At 73.8% G+C, this 14,257-nt stretch carries 13 protein-coding genes; 10 read left to right on the top strand and 3 right to left on the bottom strand.

The genetic code is table 11. The features are described 5' to 3' along the window. Positions 1-244 precede the first annotated feature (244 nt). The 7 genes from radA to BSZ37_RS06995 all read left to right on the top strand — a co-directional run bounded on the left by radA (position 245) and on the right by BSZ37_RS06995 (position 8,021). Positions 245-1,666, top strand: a complete 1,422-nt coding sequence (radA, locus tag BSZ37_RS07025; protein ID WP_095509866.1) for a DNA repair protein RadA — start codon at positions 245-247, stop codon at positions 1,664-1,666. A 308-nt stretch (positions 1,667-1,974) separates the two neighbouring features. After that, entirely contained in the window at positions 1,975-2,874 is a 900-nt protein-coding gene (locus BSZ37_RS07020) for a class I SAM-dependent methyltransferase (RefSeq protein ID WP_095509865.1), read from the top strand. Between the two features lie 3 nt (positions 2,875-2,877). Then, entirely contained in the window at positions 2,878-3,522 is a 645-nt protein-coding gene (locus tag BSZ37_RS07015) for an RNA polymerase sigma factor (RefSeq protein ID WP_095509864.1), read from the top strand. A 109-nt stretch (positions 3,523-3,631) separates the two neighbouring features. Beyond that, positions 3,632-5,119 (top strand): hypothetical protein, encoded by a 1,488-nt coding sequence (locus BSZ37_RS07010; protein ID WP_143537580.1) that lies wholly within the window; start codon positions 3,632-3,634, stop codon positions 5,117-5,119. Continuing rightward, positions 5,116-5,805, top strand: a complete 690-nt coding sequence (locus BSZ37_RS07005; RefSeq protein ID WP_095509862.1) for a hypothetical protein — start codon at positions 5,116-5,118, stop codon at positions 5,803-5,805. Before BSZ37_RS07010 ends, BSZ37_RS07005 begins: the two co-directional genes overlap by 4 nt. A 292-nt stretch (positions 5,806-6,097) precedes the next feature. Next, on the top strand, positions 6,098-7,444 hold the full coding sequence (locus BSZ37_RS07000) for an N-acetylmuramoyl-L-alanine amidase family protein (protein WP_095509861.1): 1,347 nt from the start codon (positions 6,098-6,100) through the stop codon (positions 7,442-7,444). A gap of 58 nt (positions 7,445-7,502) precedes the next feature. Next, the gene (locus tag BSZ37_RS06995) at positions 7,503-8,021 is read left to right on the top strand and encodes an adenine phosphoribosyltransferase (RefSeq protein ID WP_095509860.1); all 519 of its coding nucleotides are present in this window, start codon (positions 7,503-7,505) and stop codon (positions 8,019-8,021) included. Positions 8,022-8,061: 40 nt separating this feature from the next. Here BSZ37_RS06995 and BSZ37_RS06990 read toward each other — a convergent pair whose 3' ends face one another. Continuing rightward, positions 8,062-8,460 (bottom strand): RidA family protein, encoded by a 399-nt coding sequence (locus BSZ37_RS06990; RefSeq protein WP_095509859.1) that lies wholly within the window; start codon positions 8,458-8,460, stop codon positions 8,062-8,064. Between the two features lie 154 nt (positions 8,461-8,614). Between BSZ37_RS06990 and mnmA the strand changes: the two genes are divergently transcribed. Then, entirely contained in the window at positions 8,615-9,790 is a 1,176-nt protein-coding gene (gene mnmA, locus BSZ37_RS06985; RefSeq protein WP_095509858.1) for a tRNA 2-thiouridine(34) synthase MnmA, read from the top strand. Continuing rightward, a complete protein-coding gene (locus BSZ37_RS06980; RefSeq protein WP_095509857.1) occupies positions 9,787-9,987 on the top strand; it encodes a zinc ribbon domain-containing protein in 201 nt (66 codons plus the stop codon). The genes mnmA and BSZ37_RS06980 overlap by 4 nt, the downstream gene beginning before the upstream one ends. Before the next feature lie 43 nt (positions 9,988-10,030). Here BSZ37_RS06980 and zwf read toward each other — a convergent pair whose 3' ends face one another. Continuing rightward, positions 10,031-11,611 (bottom strand): glucose-6-phosphate dehydrogenase, encoded by a 1,581-nt coding sequence (zwf, locus tag BSZ37_RS06975; RefSeq protein ID WP_095509856.1) that lies wholly within the window; start codon positions 11,609-11,611, stop codon positions 10,031-10,033. A gap of 69 nt (positions 11,612-11,680) precedes the next feature. Next, positions 11,681-13,144 (bottom strand): NADP-dependent phosphogluconate dehydrogenase, encoded by a 1,464-nt coding sequence (gene gndA / locus BSZ37_RS06970; protein WP_095509855.1) that lies wholly within the window; start codon positions 13,142-13,144, stop codon positions 11,681-11,683. Positions 13,145-13,441: 297 nt separating this feature from the next. Here gndA and BSZ37_RS06965 point away from each other — a divergent pair, with 297 nt between their 5' ends. Beyond that, positions 13,442-14,134 carry a SprT-like domain-containing protein gene (locus BSZ37_RS06965; protein ID WP_095509854.1) on the top strand — a complete coding sequence of 231 codons (693 nt, stop codon included), beginning with the start codon at positions 13,442-13,444 and terminating at the stop codon, positions 14,132-14,134. The last annotated feature ends 123 nt before the right edge of the window (positions 14,135-14,257 follow it).

Here is a 14,257-nt window from a genome sequence, read left to right as displayed (position 1 = left end):
ACCCGCCGGCGGCTCTCTCCCTCCGACGGCCGCACGTGTGCTCCCCGTTCTACAGGATCGGGTCTAGTGGAGCGGAGCGACGGCGCAGCCGAGGACCTCGTGTCTGCCGCCGTCTCGTTTCGACCGCCGACCCGATCGAGTCCGTCGAGATCCTTCGCTGCGCTCAGGATGACCGTGGTCGGCCCCTCCGCCTCGGCACCGAGGCGGCCCTCCCTACGTTCCACGACCCACCCTCCCCGCCCCCATGGCCAAGTCCAAAACCCGCTACGTCTGCCAGGAGTGCGGGCACGAGTCGATCCGCTGGGCCGGCCAGTGCAGCGGGTGCCGCGAGTGGAACACGCTCGTCGAGGAGGCCGTGCCGACGGCGGTCAAGGCGCCCGTGATGAAGGGCGGCCGGTCGCTCTCGGGCGACGGCGGCTCCGGCTCGGCGCCGCGCCTCGCCGGGGCCTACGGCGACGCCCGCCCCCAGCGGCTCCGCGACGTGACGGTCGCCCAGCGGCACCGGCTCCCGACCGGGCTCAAAGAGTTCGACCGGGTCCTCGGCGGCGGGGCCATGGTCGGCAGCCTCACGCTCGTGGCCGGCGACCCCGGCATCGGCAAGTCGACGCTCATGACGGAACTCGGGCGTGGGCTCTCCGCCGAGGACGGCGCCGGGACGCTCCTCTACGTGACGGGCGAGGAGAGCGCCCAGCAGGTCAAGCTCCGCGCGCGGCGGATGGGCGTCGACCCCGACAGCTTCTTCCTCTTCCCCGAGACCAACGTCGAGGCCATCCTCGCCGCGGCCTACGACCTCCAACCCGACTTCATGGTGGTCGACTCGATCCAGACGGTCTACCGGCCCGACCTGACGAGCGCGCCCGGCTCCGTCGCCCAGGTCCGCGAGTCGGCGGCGGCGCTGCTCGACGTCACGAAGACGCTGCCCATGACGACGTTCCTCATCGGCCACGTCACGAAGCAGGGCTCGATCGCGGGGCCGCGCGTGCTGGAGCACATGGTCGACACGGTCCTCCAGTTCGAGGGCGACCGGCACCACGCCTACCGGATCCTCCGGGCCGTCAAGAACCGGTTCGGCGCGGCCAACGAGCTCGGCGTGTTCGAGATGCGTGAGGACGGGCTCCAGGAGGTCGGCAACCCGAGCGCGCTCTTTTTGAGCGAACGCCAGTTCGGCACGTCGGGCTCGGCGGTCGTCTGTGCCCTCGAGGGGACGCGCCCGCTCCTCGTGGAAGTCCAGGCGCTCGTGGCGCCGGCGAGCTACGGCACGCCGCAGCGGACGGCGACGGGGTTCGACTCGAAGCGGCTCCAGCTCCTGCTGGCCGTCCTGGAGAAGCGCGAGGGGCTCCGGTTCTCGCAGACCGACGTGTTCCTGAACGTGGCCGGCGGCGTGCGGCTGGAGGAGCCGGCCGTGGACCTCGCGGTCGCGCTCGCCGTCGCGTCGTCGCTGAAGGACGTCCCGCTCGACTCGGGCACGGCGATCGTGGGCGAACTCGGGCTGGGCGGCGAGGTCCGCGCCGTGAGCCGGATCGAGTCGCGGCTCGCCGAGATCAAGCAGCTCGGGTTCGAGCGGGCCCTCCTCCCGAAGGCGAACACGAAGGGCCTCCGCGCGCCCGACGGCCTGGAACTCCTCCCGGTCCGCCGGCTGTCGGAAGCGATCGACCTCGTCGCCTGACCCCGCCCGCCTCGAGGTCGTGGCAGAGGACCCCACGGCCCGTCCCTAAAAAAGGGGGCCCGACCCCCGGTTGGGGAGGTCGGGCCTCAGGGTGGCCTCGGCTGCCGGTGGCGGCCGTCGCATTCGCCAGGGACCAGAGGGGGAGCGCGCGTGAGGGCGCCCGAGTCCGCGGCGGCCGCTGAGAGGGGCCGGAAGAGATGTGCGGCGAGGGTAACCGGACCCGGGGCGGTCCGTTCCATTAGGGAATCGAGACCGGGTTTTCCCCCGTGCCGCGTCGCCCCGTAGCTTCGCGAGCTCCGATTCTCGCCGTGCCCCACCTCTCCGTCCTCCCGCTCCGCGCCGGCCTCGCCGCGCTCCGACTGGGCCAGCCGGCCCTGCCCGGGGCCGCCGGCGATGGGCTCCGTCGGGCGGCCTCCCTCCGCCTCCGCCCGGCCGAACGCCCCGCCGAGGCGGCCATCGACGCGCTCCGCGGACGGCTCCGCCGCTCGCCCGACGCCGTCGAGGTGGTCGATTACGGCGCCGGCTCGGCGGGGAGCAACGCGCCCGAGCGCGCCGTCGCCGAGGTCTACCGGCGCGCGGCGACGGGCCCCGCGTGGGGCCGGTTCCTGTTCGGGCTCGTGCGCGGGATGAAGCCGACGGGCGTGCTGGAGCTCGGGACGAACCTCGGGCTCGGCGCGGCCCACCTCGCGGCGGCGCTCGCGCTCAACGAGGCCGAGGGCGCCCCGCACGGCCGGCTCGTGACGCTGGAGGGCGCCCCCAAGCTGGCGGCCCTCGCCGCCGGCCACCTCGCCCGCCTCGGCCACGGCGTGGGGGACGACGACGCGTGCCGCGTCCAGGTCGTCGTCGGGCCGTTCGCCGAGACGCTCGGGCCGACGGCCGCGGCCGAGGGCCCGTTCGACCTCGTGTTCGTCGACGGCCACCACGAGGCCGCGGCCGCGCTCGCCTACCTGGCCACGCTCCGTCCGCACCTCGCCGACGGCGCGCTCGTCGTGCTCGACGACGTCGAGCCCGGCCGCGACGTCCGCGCGGCGTGGGACGCGCTGACGGCCGGGCCCGGCGCCCCGCCGTCGTTCTACGCGGGCAAGTACGGCCTCCTCGTCCACCGGCCCGACGCGCCGGCCGAGGCGGCCGACTCCGATCTCAGGGGAGCCGCGACGGCCGCCGCGCGTGAGACGCCCCCCCTCCCGACCTCCGCCGGCGACGCCTGACCTATGCCTCCTCCCACCGACGCCGAGCTCGTCCAGGCCTACCTCGACGACGGCGACCAGCGCGCCTTCTCGCAGCTCCTGTCCCGGCACCAGGAGCGGATCTTCGGCTACCTCGTCGGGATGGTCAAGGACCGCGACGTGGCCAACGACCTGTTCCAGGAGACGTTGTACCGCGCCATCCAGGCCATGCACCGCCGCCGCGGCTCCTACGAGAGCCAGGGCCGGTGGCTCGCCTGGACCATGCGGATCGCGCGGAACGCCGCGCTCGACTGGCTCCGCGCCAAGAAGAAGTTCACCGACGTCGACAAGTTCGGCAATGAGGACGAGGGGCCGTCGTTCTGGGACCGACTGCCGGATGAGGCCCCGGAGGCCGACTCGCTCCTCAACCGGGCCGACCTCTGGGAAGAGGTCGAGGCGGCCATCGACGAGCTCCCCCCGGAGCAGCGCGAGGTCGTCCTCATGCGGCACCAGTCGGAGCTCACGTTCCGCGAGATCGCCGAGCTCACCGGCGTCTCGATCAACACGGCCCTCGGCCGCATGCGCTACGCGCTCATCAACCTCCGCAAGATCCTCGACCCCGAGTGGTTCGAGGGCGTCACGGCCGACGTGCCGGGCGCCCCGAAGCCTAAGGACGAGGCCGCCGCCTGAGGCCCTCCGCCTCGGGCCCGCCGTCCCCGGCACGGTCCTCGCCCGGTCGCTCTTCTCTTCACACACGAGATCGCCAGCCGTCCCGTTCGCTACGCCCGCCCACTGTCCGATGTCTGACGCTCTCACCCCGCTTCGCCACGCATACGGCGTGGAGCCCATCGGCGCCCCGGCGGCGCCCGGCGGCGCGGGGCACCCGGAGCAGGAGGCCCTCCGCCAACTCCGCGACCTCCTCGACACGTGGCCCGCGCGGCCGCCGTCGCCCGAGGCCGTCGCCGCCGTCGAGGCGCGCGCCGCCGTGGTCGCCGCGGCCGTCACCCAGACCGACGCCGCGCTCGGCCGCGCCTTCGCCGCCCGTCCGCAGCCGCGGCCCTCTGACGACGCCGTCGCCGCCGTCCTCGCCCGCGCCGCGGAGGTGGTCGGTGCCGAGCCCGTCGCGCTCTCCGCCGAGTCACCCGTCGAGGCCGCCGTCCTCGACCAGTCGCTCCAGGCGCTCGATCGCCTGCGGAGCGTGCGCCCCGACGCGTCGGTGATCGCCGCCGTCGAGGCGCGCGCCGCCGAGGCCTCCACCGCGCTCGCCGCCGTCCGGTCCCTCTACCTCGACGCGCCTGCCATCGCGTCGGTCGAAGCCGAGGCGCTCCGCCAGTCGCGCGCCGCCGTCGAGCGGGCGTTCGCCGCTCGTCCCCAGCCCCGCCCGTCGGCCGAGGCCGTCGACGCGGTCCTCGCCCGCGCCGCCGAGGCGGCTGGGGTCGAGGCTGAGCCGACCGACACGGTCGCGCCCGTTGAGGCTGCCGTGCTCGCCCAGTCGCTCCGGGCGCTCGACCGGCTCCCCCGCCCGCGCCCCGCGGCCGCCACGCTCGACGCCGTCCGCCTCGCCGCCGCGACCGTCGGCGCCGCGCCGGTCCGCAACGATCGGCCTGCCCCCTCTGTCGACCGCGCTCCGGCCCGCCCACCTCGCCGCCGCACGCCCGTCGGCATCTGGGCTGGCGCTGCCGGACTTCTGGTCGCCGCGCTCGCAGCGATCGTCCTGCTCCCGCTCGGGGGCGCCGAGAGCGAGGCGCCGATGGCACTCGCCACGGCCGAGGCGACGGAAGCGCCCGTCTCGCCTCTGGACGCGTCAGGGAGCACGCCAGTTGAAGAGCCCGCGGCCGACCTCGACGCAACCGCCCCGGCCGGGAGTGGCGGCGCCCTCGCCGTCGTCTCCCCGATCGCGGGCCTCGCGGCGCCCCCACCCGTCTCGGCCGGACGGCCATCAACCGCAGCCGAGTCGGCGCCGCAACGAGGGGCCCAGCCGCTCGCGGCCACGTCCTTGCAGCCCGTCGCCGCCACCTCGCGTCCGGCCGCCTCGACCGCGCCGTCGGACCCGCCGTCGTGGGAGATGTCGCAGGATGTCCGAGCGCTCTCGCTGCGGCTCCAAGAACTGGGCTCCGAAGACGACCTCGCCTGGGACGACGTGCCGGCCGAGGCCTTCGGCCAGCCCGCGTCGCCATCGGCCGGGTCCGCGCCGGGCCTCCAGTCCGTCCGCGCCGGCACCCCGGCCATCCGCACGGCGCCCGCCCGCGCCCGCCTCCGCACCGATTCGTCCTCGGTCCAGCGATGATCCGACGCCTGATCGCCGCGTGCGTGCTCGCCCTCGCCGTCGCGGCTGCGCCCTCCGCGCAGACCGAGGAGGTCGTCCACACGTTTGAGCTCCGGGACGGCCAGATCTACCTCGACGGTCGGCTCCTGCCCGACGCCGTGCCCGACGGACTCGACCTGACCGGCTTCGCGATGGCCCCGCTCGAGTACAGCGGCCCCCTCGCCCCCGTCCTCGAGATCGACGGCGAGGCCTACGTCCTCGAGAACGAGCGGCTCGTCACCATGTCGGAGTCCAGCCGGCCCGGCCGTGGCGTCTACATCATGGGCGACGTGGCCGAGACGGAGGCCGCCCCCATGCCGGAGGAGGAGGTCTCACCCATCGTCGAGGCCGCCTACATGCGCGACGTCGCCTCTCGCGACGGGGACCTCTACGACCGGATGCAGGAGGCCGCCGCGATGCAGACCGAGTCCGACGCGCTCGCGGCCCGGATCCGCGCCCTCCCGAGCGGCCCCGAGCGGACGCGCCTTCGCGGCCAGCTCCGCGACCTCCTCTCGGACCTCCTCGACCTCCACCACGAAATCCGCGAGGGCGAGATTTCGGTCGCCGCGCAGCGCCTGGATGCCGCCCGACAGGAGCTCTCCGACCGCCGCGATCACCACGACGACATCGTCGAGGGGCGGCTCCGCGAACTCATCGGCGGCCAGTAAACGCGCTCCGCCGGCCTCGGTGACGCGTTCGCCGAGGCGGGTCGAGACGACCCGGAGCCGTGGCGTTCGGTAACCCGGTGGCGGCTCAGAAATCACTTGAGGGAATGGCTCCCAAGTGAATACCTTCGGTGACACGGTCCCCCCACCATCGCAGGGCGACGCGGGAACGAGGCGGTTCCGGATAGGCCGCCTGTTTTGCGCCCCGCCCCGATGGGACGACGCCGTCCGCGGGGGACGTTGTGCGGCACGGTTTTCCCGTGTCGTTGGGCTCTCCCCCCGGCCCCTCCGCCTCATGCACCGTTTCGCTAGCCTCTTCCTCGCGCTCGCGATGGCGGCGCCCGCGTCGGCCGCGCCTACGATGGCCTCGCCGACCGCTCGGTTCGCCGACGCCCGCCTCGACGTCGAGCGCGTCTCGTTCGACCGGAGTCCCGACGGAGACGCCCTCGTCGCCCGCGTCCACACCACGAGCCCCGTCCGGGCCTACAGCGTGGACCAGGACGGCGACGCGCTTGAACTCGTCCTGTACCGCGCGCACCTCGCGCCGGCCGTCGAGCGCGAGCGGGCCGTCCGCCCCGTCCGCGAGTACCGCGTCGAGTCCGACGAGGACCGCGTCGTGGTCCGGTTCGAAGTCGAGGACGGCGTCCACGTCCGGGCCTACCCGGACCGCGACAGCGACGACCTCCTCGTGTCGTTCTCCTCGACGCCGCGCCCCCGGCGCCAGGCGTGGGGCGGCGGTCGCCCCAGCCGGCCGGTCGCGACGACGGTCGAGAACCCCGGCGTCCGCCAGACGGTCTCCGACCGGCCCACCTCCCGTCGGCCAGCCCCGCGCCAACCGGAGCGGGTCCAGCCCGTCGCGCCGGCGCCGGCCGAGACGGGCGTCGGTCCGGTCCCCGGCGGGGAGTCGCTGCCGATCGCGACCGGCGCCGAGCGCTGGCGACTCGACACGATCGTCCTCGACGCCGGCCACAGCGCCCACGACTTCGGCGCGCGCGCCAACGGGACCTCCGACAAGGAGATCGCGCTCGGCGTCGTCTCCCGCCTCGGCCCGATGATCGAGCGCGAGCTCGGCGTCCGTGTCGTCTACACCCGCGACGACGACACGTTCGTCGAGCTCCGCGACCGCGGGCGGATCGCCAACCGGTCGGGCGGCAAGCTGTTCATCTCGGTCCACGCCAACGCCGCCGGCTCGACGTCGGCGCGCGGGACGGAGACGTTCTTCCTGGCCCCGCGCGGCCAGGGCAACGCCCGCGACGTCATGGAGCGCGAGAACTCCGTGATCGAGCTCGAGAGCGACCCGAGCCTCTACGCCGACTTCCACGGCGAGGACGACATCCTCGCGTCGCTGGCGATGAGCGCCTACCAGGAAGAGAGCCAGCACCTCGCCCGGCTCATCGAGGGCGAGTTCGTCAAGTCGGGCCGGCACAGCCGGGGTGTCAAGCAGGACAACTTCATCGTGCTCTGGGCCGCGTCGATGCCGGCCGTCCTCGTCGAGGTCGGGTTCGTGACGAACCGCGAGGAGGCCCAATTCCTCTCGACGAGCGCCGGCCTCGACCAGACGGCCCGGTCCATCTTCGAGGCCGTCCGCCAGTACAAGACGACGTACGAGCGCGGCCTCCGCGTCGCCAACGCCGAGGGGTAGATCGGCCGGGCCGGGACGCGCAGAGCCCCGTAATCTTCGACGCCCCGCCTCCCCGCCCGTGCCTGACCTCGCCGACGCCCTCCGCACGATCCCGGACTTCCCGAAGCCGGGCATCCAGTTCAAGGACCTCACGCCGGTCCTCGCCGACCCCGCCCTGTTCGGCCAGCTGCTCGACGCGCTCGCCGCTCCCTGGGCCGACGCGGGCGTGACGCACGTCGTCGGGATCGAGTCGCGGGGCTACTGGTTCGGCGCCGCCCTCGCCGAGCGGCTGGGGGCCGGTTTCCTCCCGGCCCGGAAGCCGGGCAAGCTGCCGGCCGCGAGCGTCCGCGCGACCTACGCGCTGGAGTACGGCGAGGACGCCCTCGAGCTCCACGGCCAGGACCTCCCCGACGGCGCCCGCGCGCTCGTCCACGACGACGTGATCGCGACGGGCGGGACGGCGGCCGCGGCCTGCGAACTGGTCGAGAAGGCCGGCGGGACGGTGGTCGGGATCTCGTTCGCCGTCGAGATCGCGTTCCTGGACGGGCGCTCGAAGCTGCCCGCCGGCGTCCCGGTCGAGGTCGCGATCGTGGTCTAGCCTCCTCCGCCTCGGCGCCGAGGCGGACCGGGCCAATCGGTCACCGGACGGCGATGCAGCTGATCTCGACGCGCGCCTCGCGCGGGAGCTTCCCCACCTCGAGCGCTTCCCGGGCCGGCGTGGCCCCGCTGAAGTAGCGCGCGTAGACCTCGTTGACGGGGGCGTAGTCGTCCATCTCGCGGAGGAAGAGCGTGACCTGAACGACGTGCGCGAAGTCCATGTCGGCCGCGCGGAGGACGGCGCCGACGTTGTCGAGAATCTGGGCCGTCTCGTCCTGGACGTCGCCCTCGACCATGTCGCCGGTCTTCGGGTCGAGCGCGATCTGGCCCGACACATAGAGCGTCTCGCCGACGAGGAGGCCCTGGCAGTACGGGCCGATGGCGGCCGGCGCGTCGGGGGTCTTGATCCGCTCGCGGCGGGTGGGGGGCTGCGACTGCATGGACGTCGGGGGAACGAGCCGGAAGATCCCGGCGCTCGCGTCGGGGGACGGCGAAGATGGAGGAAACTCTAGCCCGCCAGCGGGGCCGGCCGGCTCCTCTCCCCCTAGCTTCCCCCGTGCCAAACTGCGTCCCCACCGGTTACCGGTCCGTTTTATGAGTCGTCATGGTCGCGTACTCGTCGCCATGAGCGGTGGCGTCGACTCGTCCGTCACGGCCGGCCTCCTCCACGAGGCCGGCTACGAGGTCGTGGGCGTGACCATGAAGACGTGGGACTACGAGACGTCGCTCGGCGGCTCGGGCGTCTCGCGGACCCAGTCCGGCTGCTGCTCGCTCGACGACATGAACGACGCCCGAGCGGTGGCCGTCCGCCTCGGGGCCAGCCACACCGTCGTCGACATCCGCGACGAGTTCGGCGGCTGGGTCATCGACCGGTTCGAGGCCGACTACCTCGCCGGGCGGACGCCCAACCCGTGCGTCCTCTGCAACACGCACATCAAGTGGGCCGCGCTCCTGAAGCGCGCCGACGCCCTCGGCTGCGAGCACATCGCGACGGGCCACTACGCACGGGTCGGGGAGCAGAACGGCCGCTGGGTCGTCAGCCGCGGGCTCGACCGGACCAAGGACCAGTCGTACGTCCTCTGGGGCGTCGCGCAGGACCACCTCGCGCGGACGCTCTTCCCGCTCGGCGGCCTCGCCAAGACCGAGATCCGCCGGATGGCCGACGACATGGGCTTCGACCACGTCGCCCAGAAGCCGGACTCGTACGAGATCTGCTTCGTCCCCAACGACGACTACCGCGGGTTTCTGCGTCGCCGCTCGCCCGAGGCCGCTGAGATCGCGGACGGCCCGTTCGTCCACGTCGAGACGGGCGAGGTCGTGGGGCGGCACGAGGGGTACCCGTTCTACACCGTCGGACAGCGCCGCGGGCTGGGGATCGCGCTCGGCGAGCCGGTCTACGTCGTCCGCATCGAGCCCGAGACGAACACCGTCGTCGTCGGCCCACGCGAGGCGCTGGCGGAGCGGACGCTCGACGCCAGCGGCGTCGTCTGGAGCGGCCGCGCCGGCCTCGACGACGAGACGACGCTCCACGGCCAGATCCGCCACCGCGACCCCGGCGCGCCCGCCGTCGTCCGCCAGACCGGCCCCGACACGCTGGAGGCCGTCTTCTCCGAGCCGCGCGACGCCGTCGCCCCGGGCCAGGCCGCCGTGTTCTACGACGGCGACGACGTCGTGGCCGGCGGCTGGATCGACCGCCGCCCCGCCCGCCTCGGCGACTCCGTGGAGGAAGCGACCGAGGCGGAGGACTTCATCGCCCTCCCGACGCTGTGACCGAACCCGGCCCCGGCGAGCGCGAGTGCCCCTCCTGCGGGTTCGCCGTCCCCGAGGACGCCGAGGTCTGCCCCTACTGCGCCTACGAGTTCCCCGTCCGTAAGGCGAGCATGACGCTTAGCGCGTGGCTGTTCGTGGGCCTGATGATCCTGTTCGCCGTGCCGCTCCTGGCGTGGCTGCTCGGCTGGTTCGGGTAAGACGAGGGCTGGAGAAGTCCGGGATGGAGGGACCCGGGGCTCCCTATCCCGGATGGCCCGTCCCTCCTTCCCCCTCCTCCGGGTGCGCGTCGGCGACGGCCTCGGGGGCGGTGCCGGGCGGGATCGGGTCGGAGGGCAACGGCTCCGACCACGAGCGGCCATCGCGGGCGAGAAGTCGGTCGGCCGCGGCGGGGCCCCAGGTGCCGGCGGCGTAGTTGGGGAACTCGGCCGGCGGCGACTCGGCCCACGCCTCGAGCACGGGGTCGACCACCTGCCACGCGGCCTCGACCTGGTCGGCCCGCATGAAGAGCGTGGCGTCGCCGCGGATGGCGTCGAGGAGCAGCGTCTCGTAGGCGTCGGGCGGCGTGTCGAAGGCCTCGTCGTAGTCGAACCGCATGGCGACCGGCTGGAGGAGCATCTGCGGGCCGGGCCGCTTGGCCTGGAAGCGGAGGACGATCCCCTCGTCGGGCTGGATGCGGAGGACGAGCCGGTTGGGCTGGAACGCCTCGTCGGCGCCGGACGGGAACGCGCGGTGCGGGACCGGCCGGAACTGGACCGAGATCTCGCTCACGCGGCGCGGCATCCGCTTGCCCGTGCGGAGGTAGAACGGGACGCCGTGCCAGCGCCAGTTGTCGACCTCCAGCTTGAGCGCGGCGTACGTCTCCGTGGCCGAGCGCTTCGCCACCTTCGGCTCCTCGCGGTAGCCCGGCACGCGCTCGCCGCGGAGGAACCCCTCGCCGTACTGGCCCCGCACGGCGACCTCGTGGACCCGCTCGCGCGTGACCGGCCGGACGGCCCGGAGCACGTCGACCTTCTTGTTGCGGACCTCGTCGGCCTTGAACGCGACGGGCGGCTCCATCGCCACGAGGCAGAGGAGTTGAAGGAGGTGGTTCTGGACCATGTCGCGCATGGCCCCGGCCCCCTCGTAGTACCCCCCGCGGTGCTCCACGCCGACCGTCTCGGACACCGTGATCTGGACGTGGTCGACGTAGCGGGCGTCCCAGACGGGCTCGAAGAGGGCGTTGGCGAACCGGAAGGCGAGGAGGTTCTGGACCGTCTCCTTGCCGAGGTAGTGGTCGATCCGGTAGACCTGGCCCTCGTCGGCGGTGCCGAGCAGGACGCGGTCGAGTTGGCGCGCGCTCTCGGCGTCGCGCCCGAACGGCTTCTCGACGACGAACCGGTCGCGCTCCACGTCGTCGAGGAGGCCCGCCTCGGCGAGGTTCTTGACGATCGACTCGACGAGGAACGGCGCGACGGAGAGGTAGAAGACGCGGTGTGGGCGCTCCCCCTTCGGACCGACCTTCTCCAGATGCTCGCCGAGGCGGGCGTAGGTCTCAGGCTCCGTGGCGTCGCCCTGGACGTAGCTCAGGCGCTCGGAGAAGGCGGCCCAGTTGTCGGCGTCGGCGTCACGGGGGAAGAACCGGCCGAGCGAGTCGGCCGCGTCGCAGGAGAACTCGACGAACGCGGCGGGGTCCATCTCCTGGAGGTCGACCCCGACCACGTCCACCTCGTCGGGCAGGTGGCCCTCCCGATGGAGGTCGTAGAGGGCCGGGATCAGCTTCCGGTGCGCGAGGTCGCCGGCGGCGCCGAAGAGGATGAGTTGGACGGCAGAGGGGACAGTCATTCTTGCGTTCGGAGTGGGGAGTTCAGAGTTGGATCCTGCAGGGCATCAGAGAACTCTAAACTCGCCACCTCACAGACCGGCCGGCTCCCACTGGACGTGGAACGTGCCGTCCTGGTCGGTCCGCTGGAAGGTGTGGGCGCCGAAGTAGTCGCGCTGGGCGGCGACGAGGTTGGCTGGGAGCCAGGCGCTGCGGTAGGCGTCGAGGTAGGCGAGGGCCGTCGAGAGGCACGGCGTGGGGATGCCGGCCTGCGTCCCGAGGCCGACCGCCCGCCGGAGCGCGCCGCGGTGGCCGATCAGCTTCTCGGCGACGACGGGCGCCACGAGGAGGTTCGGGAGGTCCTCGTCGGCGCGGAACGCCTCGCGGAACGTCTCGAGGAGGTCGGCGCGGATGATGCAGCCGCCGCGCCAGACCCGGGCGACGGTCCCGAGGTCGAGCCCGAACTCGTAGGCGTCGCTCGCGCGCTTGAGGAGCGCGAAGCCCTGGGCGTAGGTCACGAGGAACGCCGCCAGGAGCGCGTCGCCGAGAGCGTCGACGAGGTCCTCGGGGTCGCCGGGGGCGCGGCCGGCGGGGTCGCCGAGGAGGTCGCTGGCCGCCACGCGCTCGTCCTTGAGCGCTGAGAGGTAGCGGGCCGTGACCGCCGCGTCGATGGTCGGCGTCGGGACGCCGAGGTCGAGGGCGTCCTGGCTCGTCCACTTGCCGGTCCCCTTCTGCGCGGCCGTGTCGAGGATGTAGTCGAGGAGGTAGCGGCCGGTCATCCCCTCGGGCGGGGCCTCGTCGCCGGGCGCCTCGTCGGGGTCGACCTCGACGGTGTAGGGGTGGTGGAGGATGTCGGCCGTGATCTCGACGAGGTAGCTCCGGAGCTCGCCGTCGTTCCACTGGCTGAACAAGTCGCCCATCCGCTGGTTGCCGAGCCCGGCGCCGCGCTTGAGGAGGTCGTAGGCCTCGGCGAGGAGCTGCATCAGCCCGTACTCGATCCCGTTGTGGACCATCTTGACGTAGTGGCCGGAGGCGCCAGCGCCGAGGTGCGCCACGCACGGCTCGCCGTCGACCTTGGCCGCCATCCCCTCAAGGACCGGCGCGACGCGGGCGTAGGGCGCCTTCGGCCCGCCGGGCATCATGCTCGGCCCGAGGCGGGCGCCCTCCTCGCCGCCCGAGACGCCCATCCCGAAAAAGTGGAGGCCCTGCTGGGCCATCTCGTCGTGCCGCCTCTGCGTGTCGGGGAAGTGCGAGTTGCCACCGTCGATGACGAGGTCACCCTCGTCGAGCTTCGGAGCCAGCGTGCCCAGAACGGCGTCGACCGGCGGGCCGGCCGGGACCATCACGAGGATGTTGCGGGGCCGTGGGAGCGCGTCGAGGAACGCGCCGATGTCGGTCGTGGCCGTGACGGGCCTGGCGGCCTCCTGCTCGAAGCCGCGGACGGCGTCCTCGCCGAGGTCGGTACCCGAGACGTCGTTTCCGGCGTCGAGCGCGTTGAGGGCGAGGTTGCGGCCCATGACGCCGAGGCCGACGACGCCGAGGTGGGGGGTGGACATGGAGACGTGCAGGGGGTGACGGGACGGGCTGTACGCGCGCCCCCCGCACCGGTGCCGCCCTCCGCCCCCATGGCACGACGGCTCGCGTCCCGCCGTCCGCTCCGGCGACTCCCGCCCGTCTCAGCGACGGCGACGTGCGCGGCGGCGGGGTTACTTTTTCCTCGCGCCATCTCCCTCGACCCCAGAGTGATGCGCGTGACGCCTCGCGGCGGCGTTCGCACGGGAATGCCGACCACCGAACCTCCCCGGACTCGATCCCTTCGCCTCCCCTGAGGCGTCGGGCGCCGCTGCCGCCAGATGCCCGATCTCGACCACGCCCGCGCGCTCGCCGAGCGCCTGATGAGCGCCCTCGGCCGGGATCTCCTCGGCGCCCCCCTCACCGATCTCGGGTGGTCGTTCGGGTTCGACCGCGCGCGGCGGCGGCTCGGGGCGTGCCACCCGACCGGCCGGCGGATTACGCTCTCGGCCCACCTCACACGCACGCTCTCGGCCGCCGAGGTCGAGGAGACGCTCCGCCACGAGGTCGCCCACGCCATCGACGTCGAGCGGCGCGGCGAGACGTCGCACGACGCCACGTGGCGAGCGATCGCCATCGCCTGCGGCGCCCGGCCCGAGCGGTGCCACACGGGCACGCTCCCCGCCGACCCGACGGCGCCGTACCTCGCCTCATGTCCGTCCTGCGAGGCCCACCACGACCTCTACCGCCAGCCGATCCACCCCCGGCGGTGCTCGGCGTGCGCGCGGGCGGGACGGCCGGCCTACGTCCGCATCGTCCACCGGCGGACGGGCCGGGTGATCTGGCCCGGCGGCGCCACGGTCGGGGCCTACGGCGGGACGGCCGGCGTCACGGCGACGTGCCCGGGCTGCGGGACGGTCCACCGTCGCGCCCGGCGCCCTTCGCGGCGGACGGCCTGCGCCACGTGCTGCGGGCACCACGCCGACGGCCGGTTCGACGCCCGCTTCCGGCTCGTGTACCGCCCGCCTCGGTAGCGCACCGGGCGGCCCCGCGGGGCGGAGCCACAAAAAAAGCGCTCCCGACCCGCGGGCCACCTCTGCGGGCGGCCGGAGGCGGAACCGGCCACCGGTGGAGGCCGTGCGGCTCGTCGTCCCCCG

The organism is Rubrivirga marina (assembly GCF_002283365.1).
Taxonomy (GTDB): Bacteria; Bacteroidota; Rhodothermia; order Rhodothermales; family Rubricoccaceae; genus Rubrivirga; species Rubrivirga marina.
The sequence above is the reverse complement of the archived record's forward strand: the minus strand, read 5'-3'. Positions and strand labels throughout refer to the sequence as shown.

What these genes read in the sequence shown, in the direction of transcription:
- zwf (WP_095509856.1), bottom strand. Translation starts at nt 11,611, where the DNA reads ATGACTGTCCCCTCTGCCGTCCAACTCATCCTCTTCGGCGCCGCCGGC.
- BSZ37_RS06990 (WP_095509859.1), bottom strand. Translation starts at nt 8,460, where the DNA reads ATGCAGTCGCAGCCCCCCACCCGCCGCGAGCGGATCAAGACCCCCGAC.
- BSZ37_RS07015 (WP_095509864.1), top strand. Translation starts at nt 2,878, where the DNA reads ATGCCTCCTCCCACCGACGCCGAGCTCGTCCAGGCCTACCTCGACGAC.
- radA (WP_095509866.1), top strand. Translation starts at nt 245, where the DNA reads ATGGCCAAGTCCAAAACCCGCTACGTCTGCCAGGAGTGCGGGCACGAG.
- BSZ37_RS06965 (WP_095509854.1), top strand. Translation starts at nt 13,442, where the DNA reads ATGCCCGATCTCGACCACGCCCGCGCGCTCGCCGAGCGCCTGATGAGC.
- BSZ37_RS07010 (WP_143537580.1), top strand. Translation starts at nt 3,632, where the DNA reads ATGTCTGACGCTCTCACCCCGCTTCGCCACGCATACGGCGTGGAGCCC.
- BSZ37_RS07000 (WP_095509861.1), top strand. Translation starts at nt 6,098, where the DNA reads ATGCACCGTTTCGCTAGCCTCTTCCTCGCGCTCGCGATGGCGGCGCCC.
- mnmA (WP_095509858.1), top strand. Translation starts at nt 8,615, where the DNA reads ATGAGTCGTCATGGTCGCGTACTCGTCGCCATGAGCGGTGGCGTCGAC.
- gndA (WP_095509855.1), bottom strand. Translation starts at nt 13,144, where the DNA reads ATGTCCACCCCCCACCTCGGCGTCGTCGGCCTCGGCGTCATGGGCCGC.
- BSZ37_RS07005 (WP_095509862.1), top strand. Translation starts at nt 5,116, where the DNA reads ATGATCCGACGCCTGATCGCCGCGTGCGTGCTCGCCCTCGCCGTCGCG.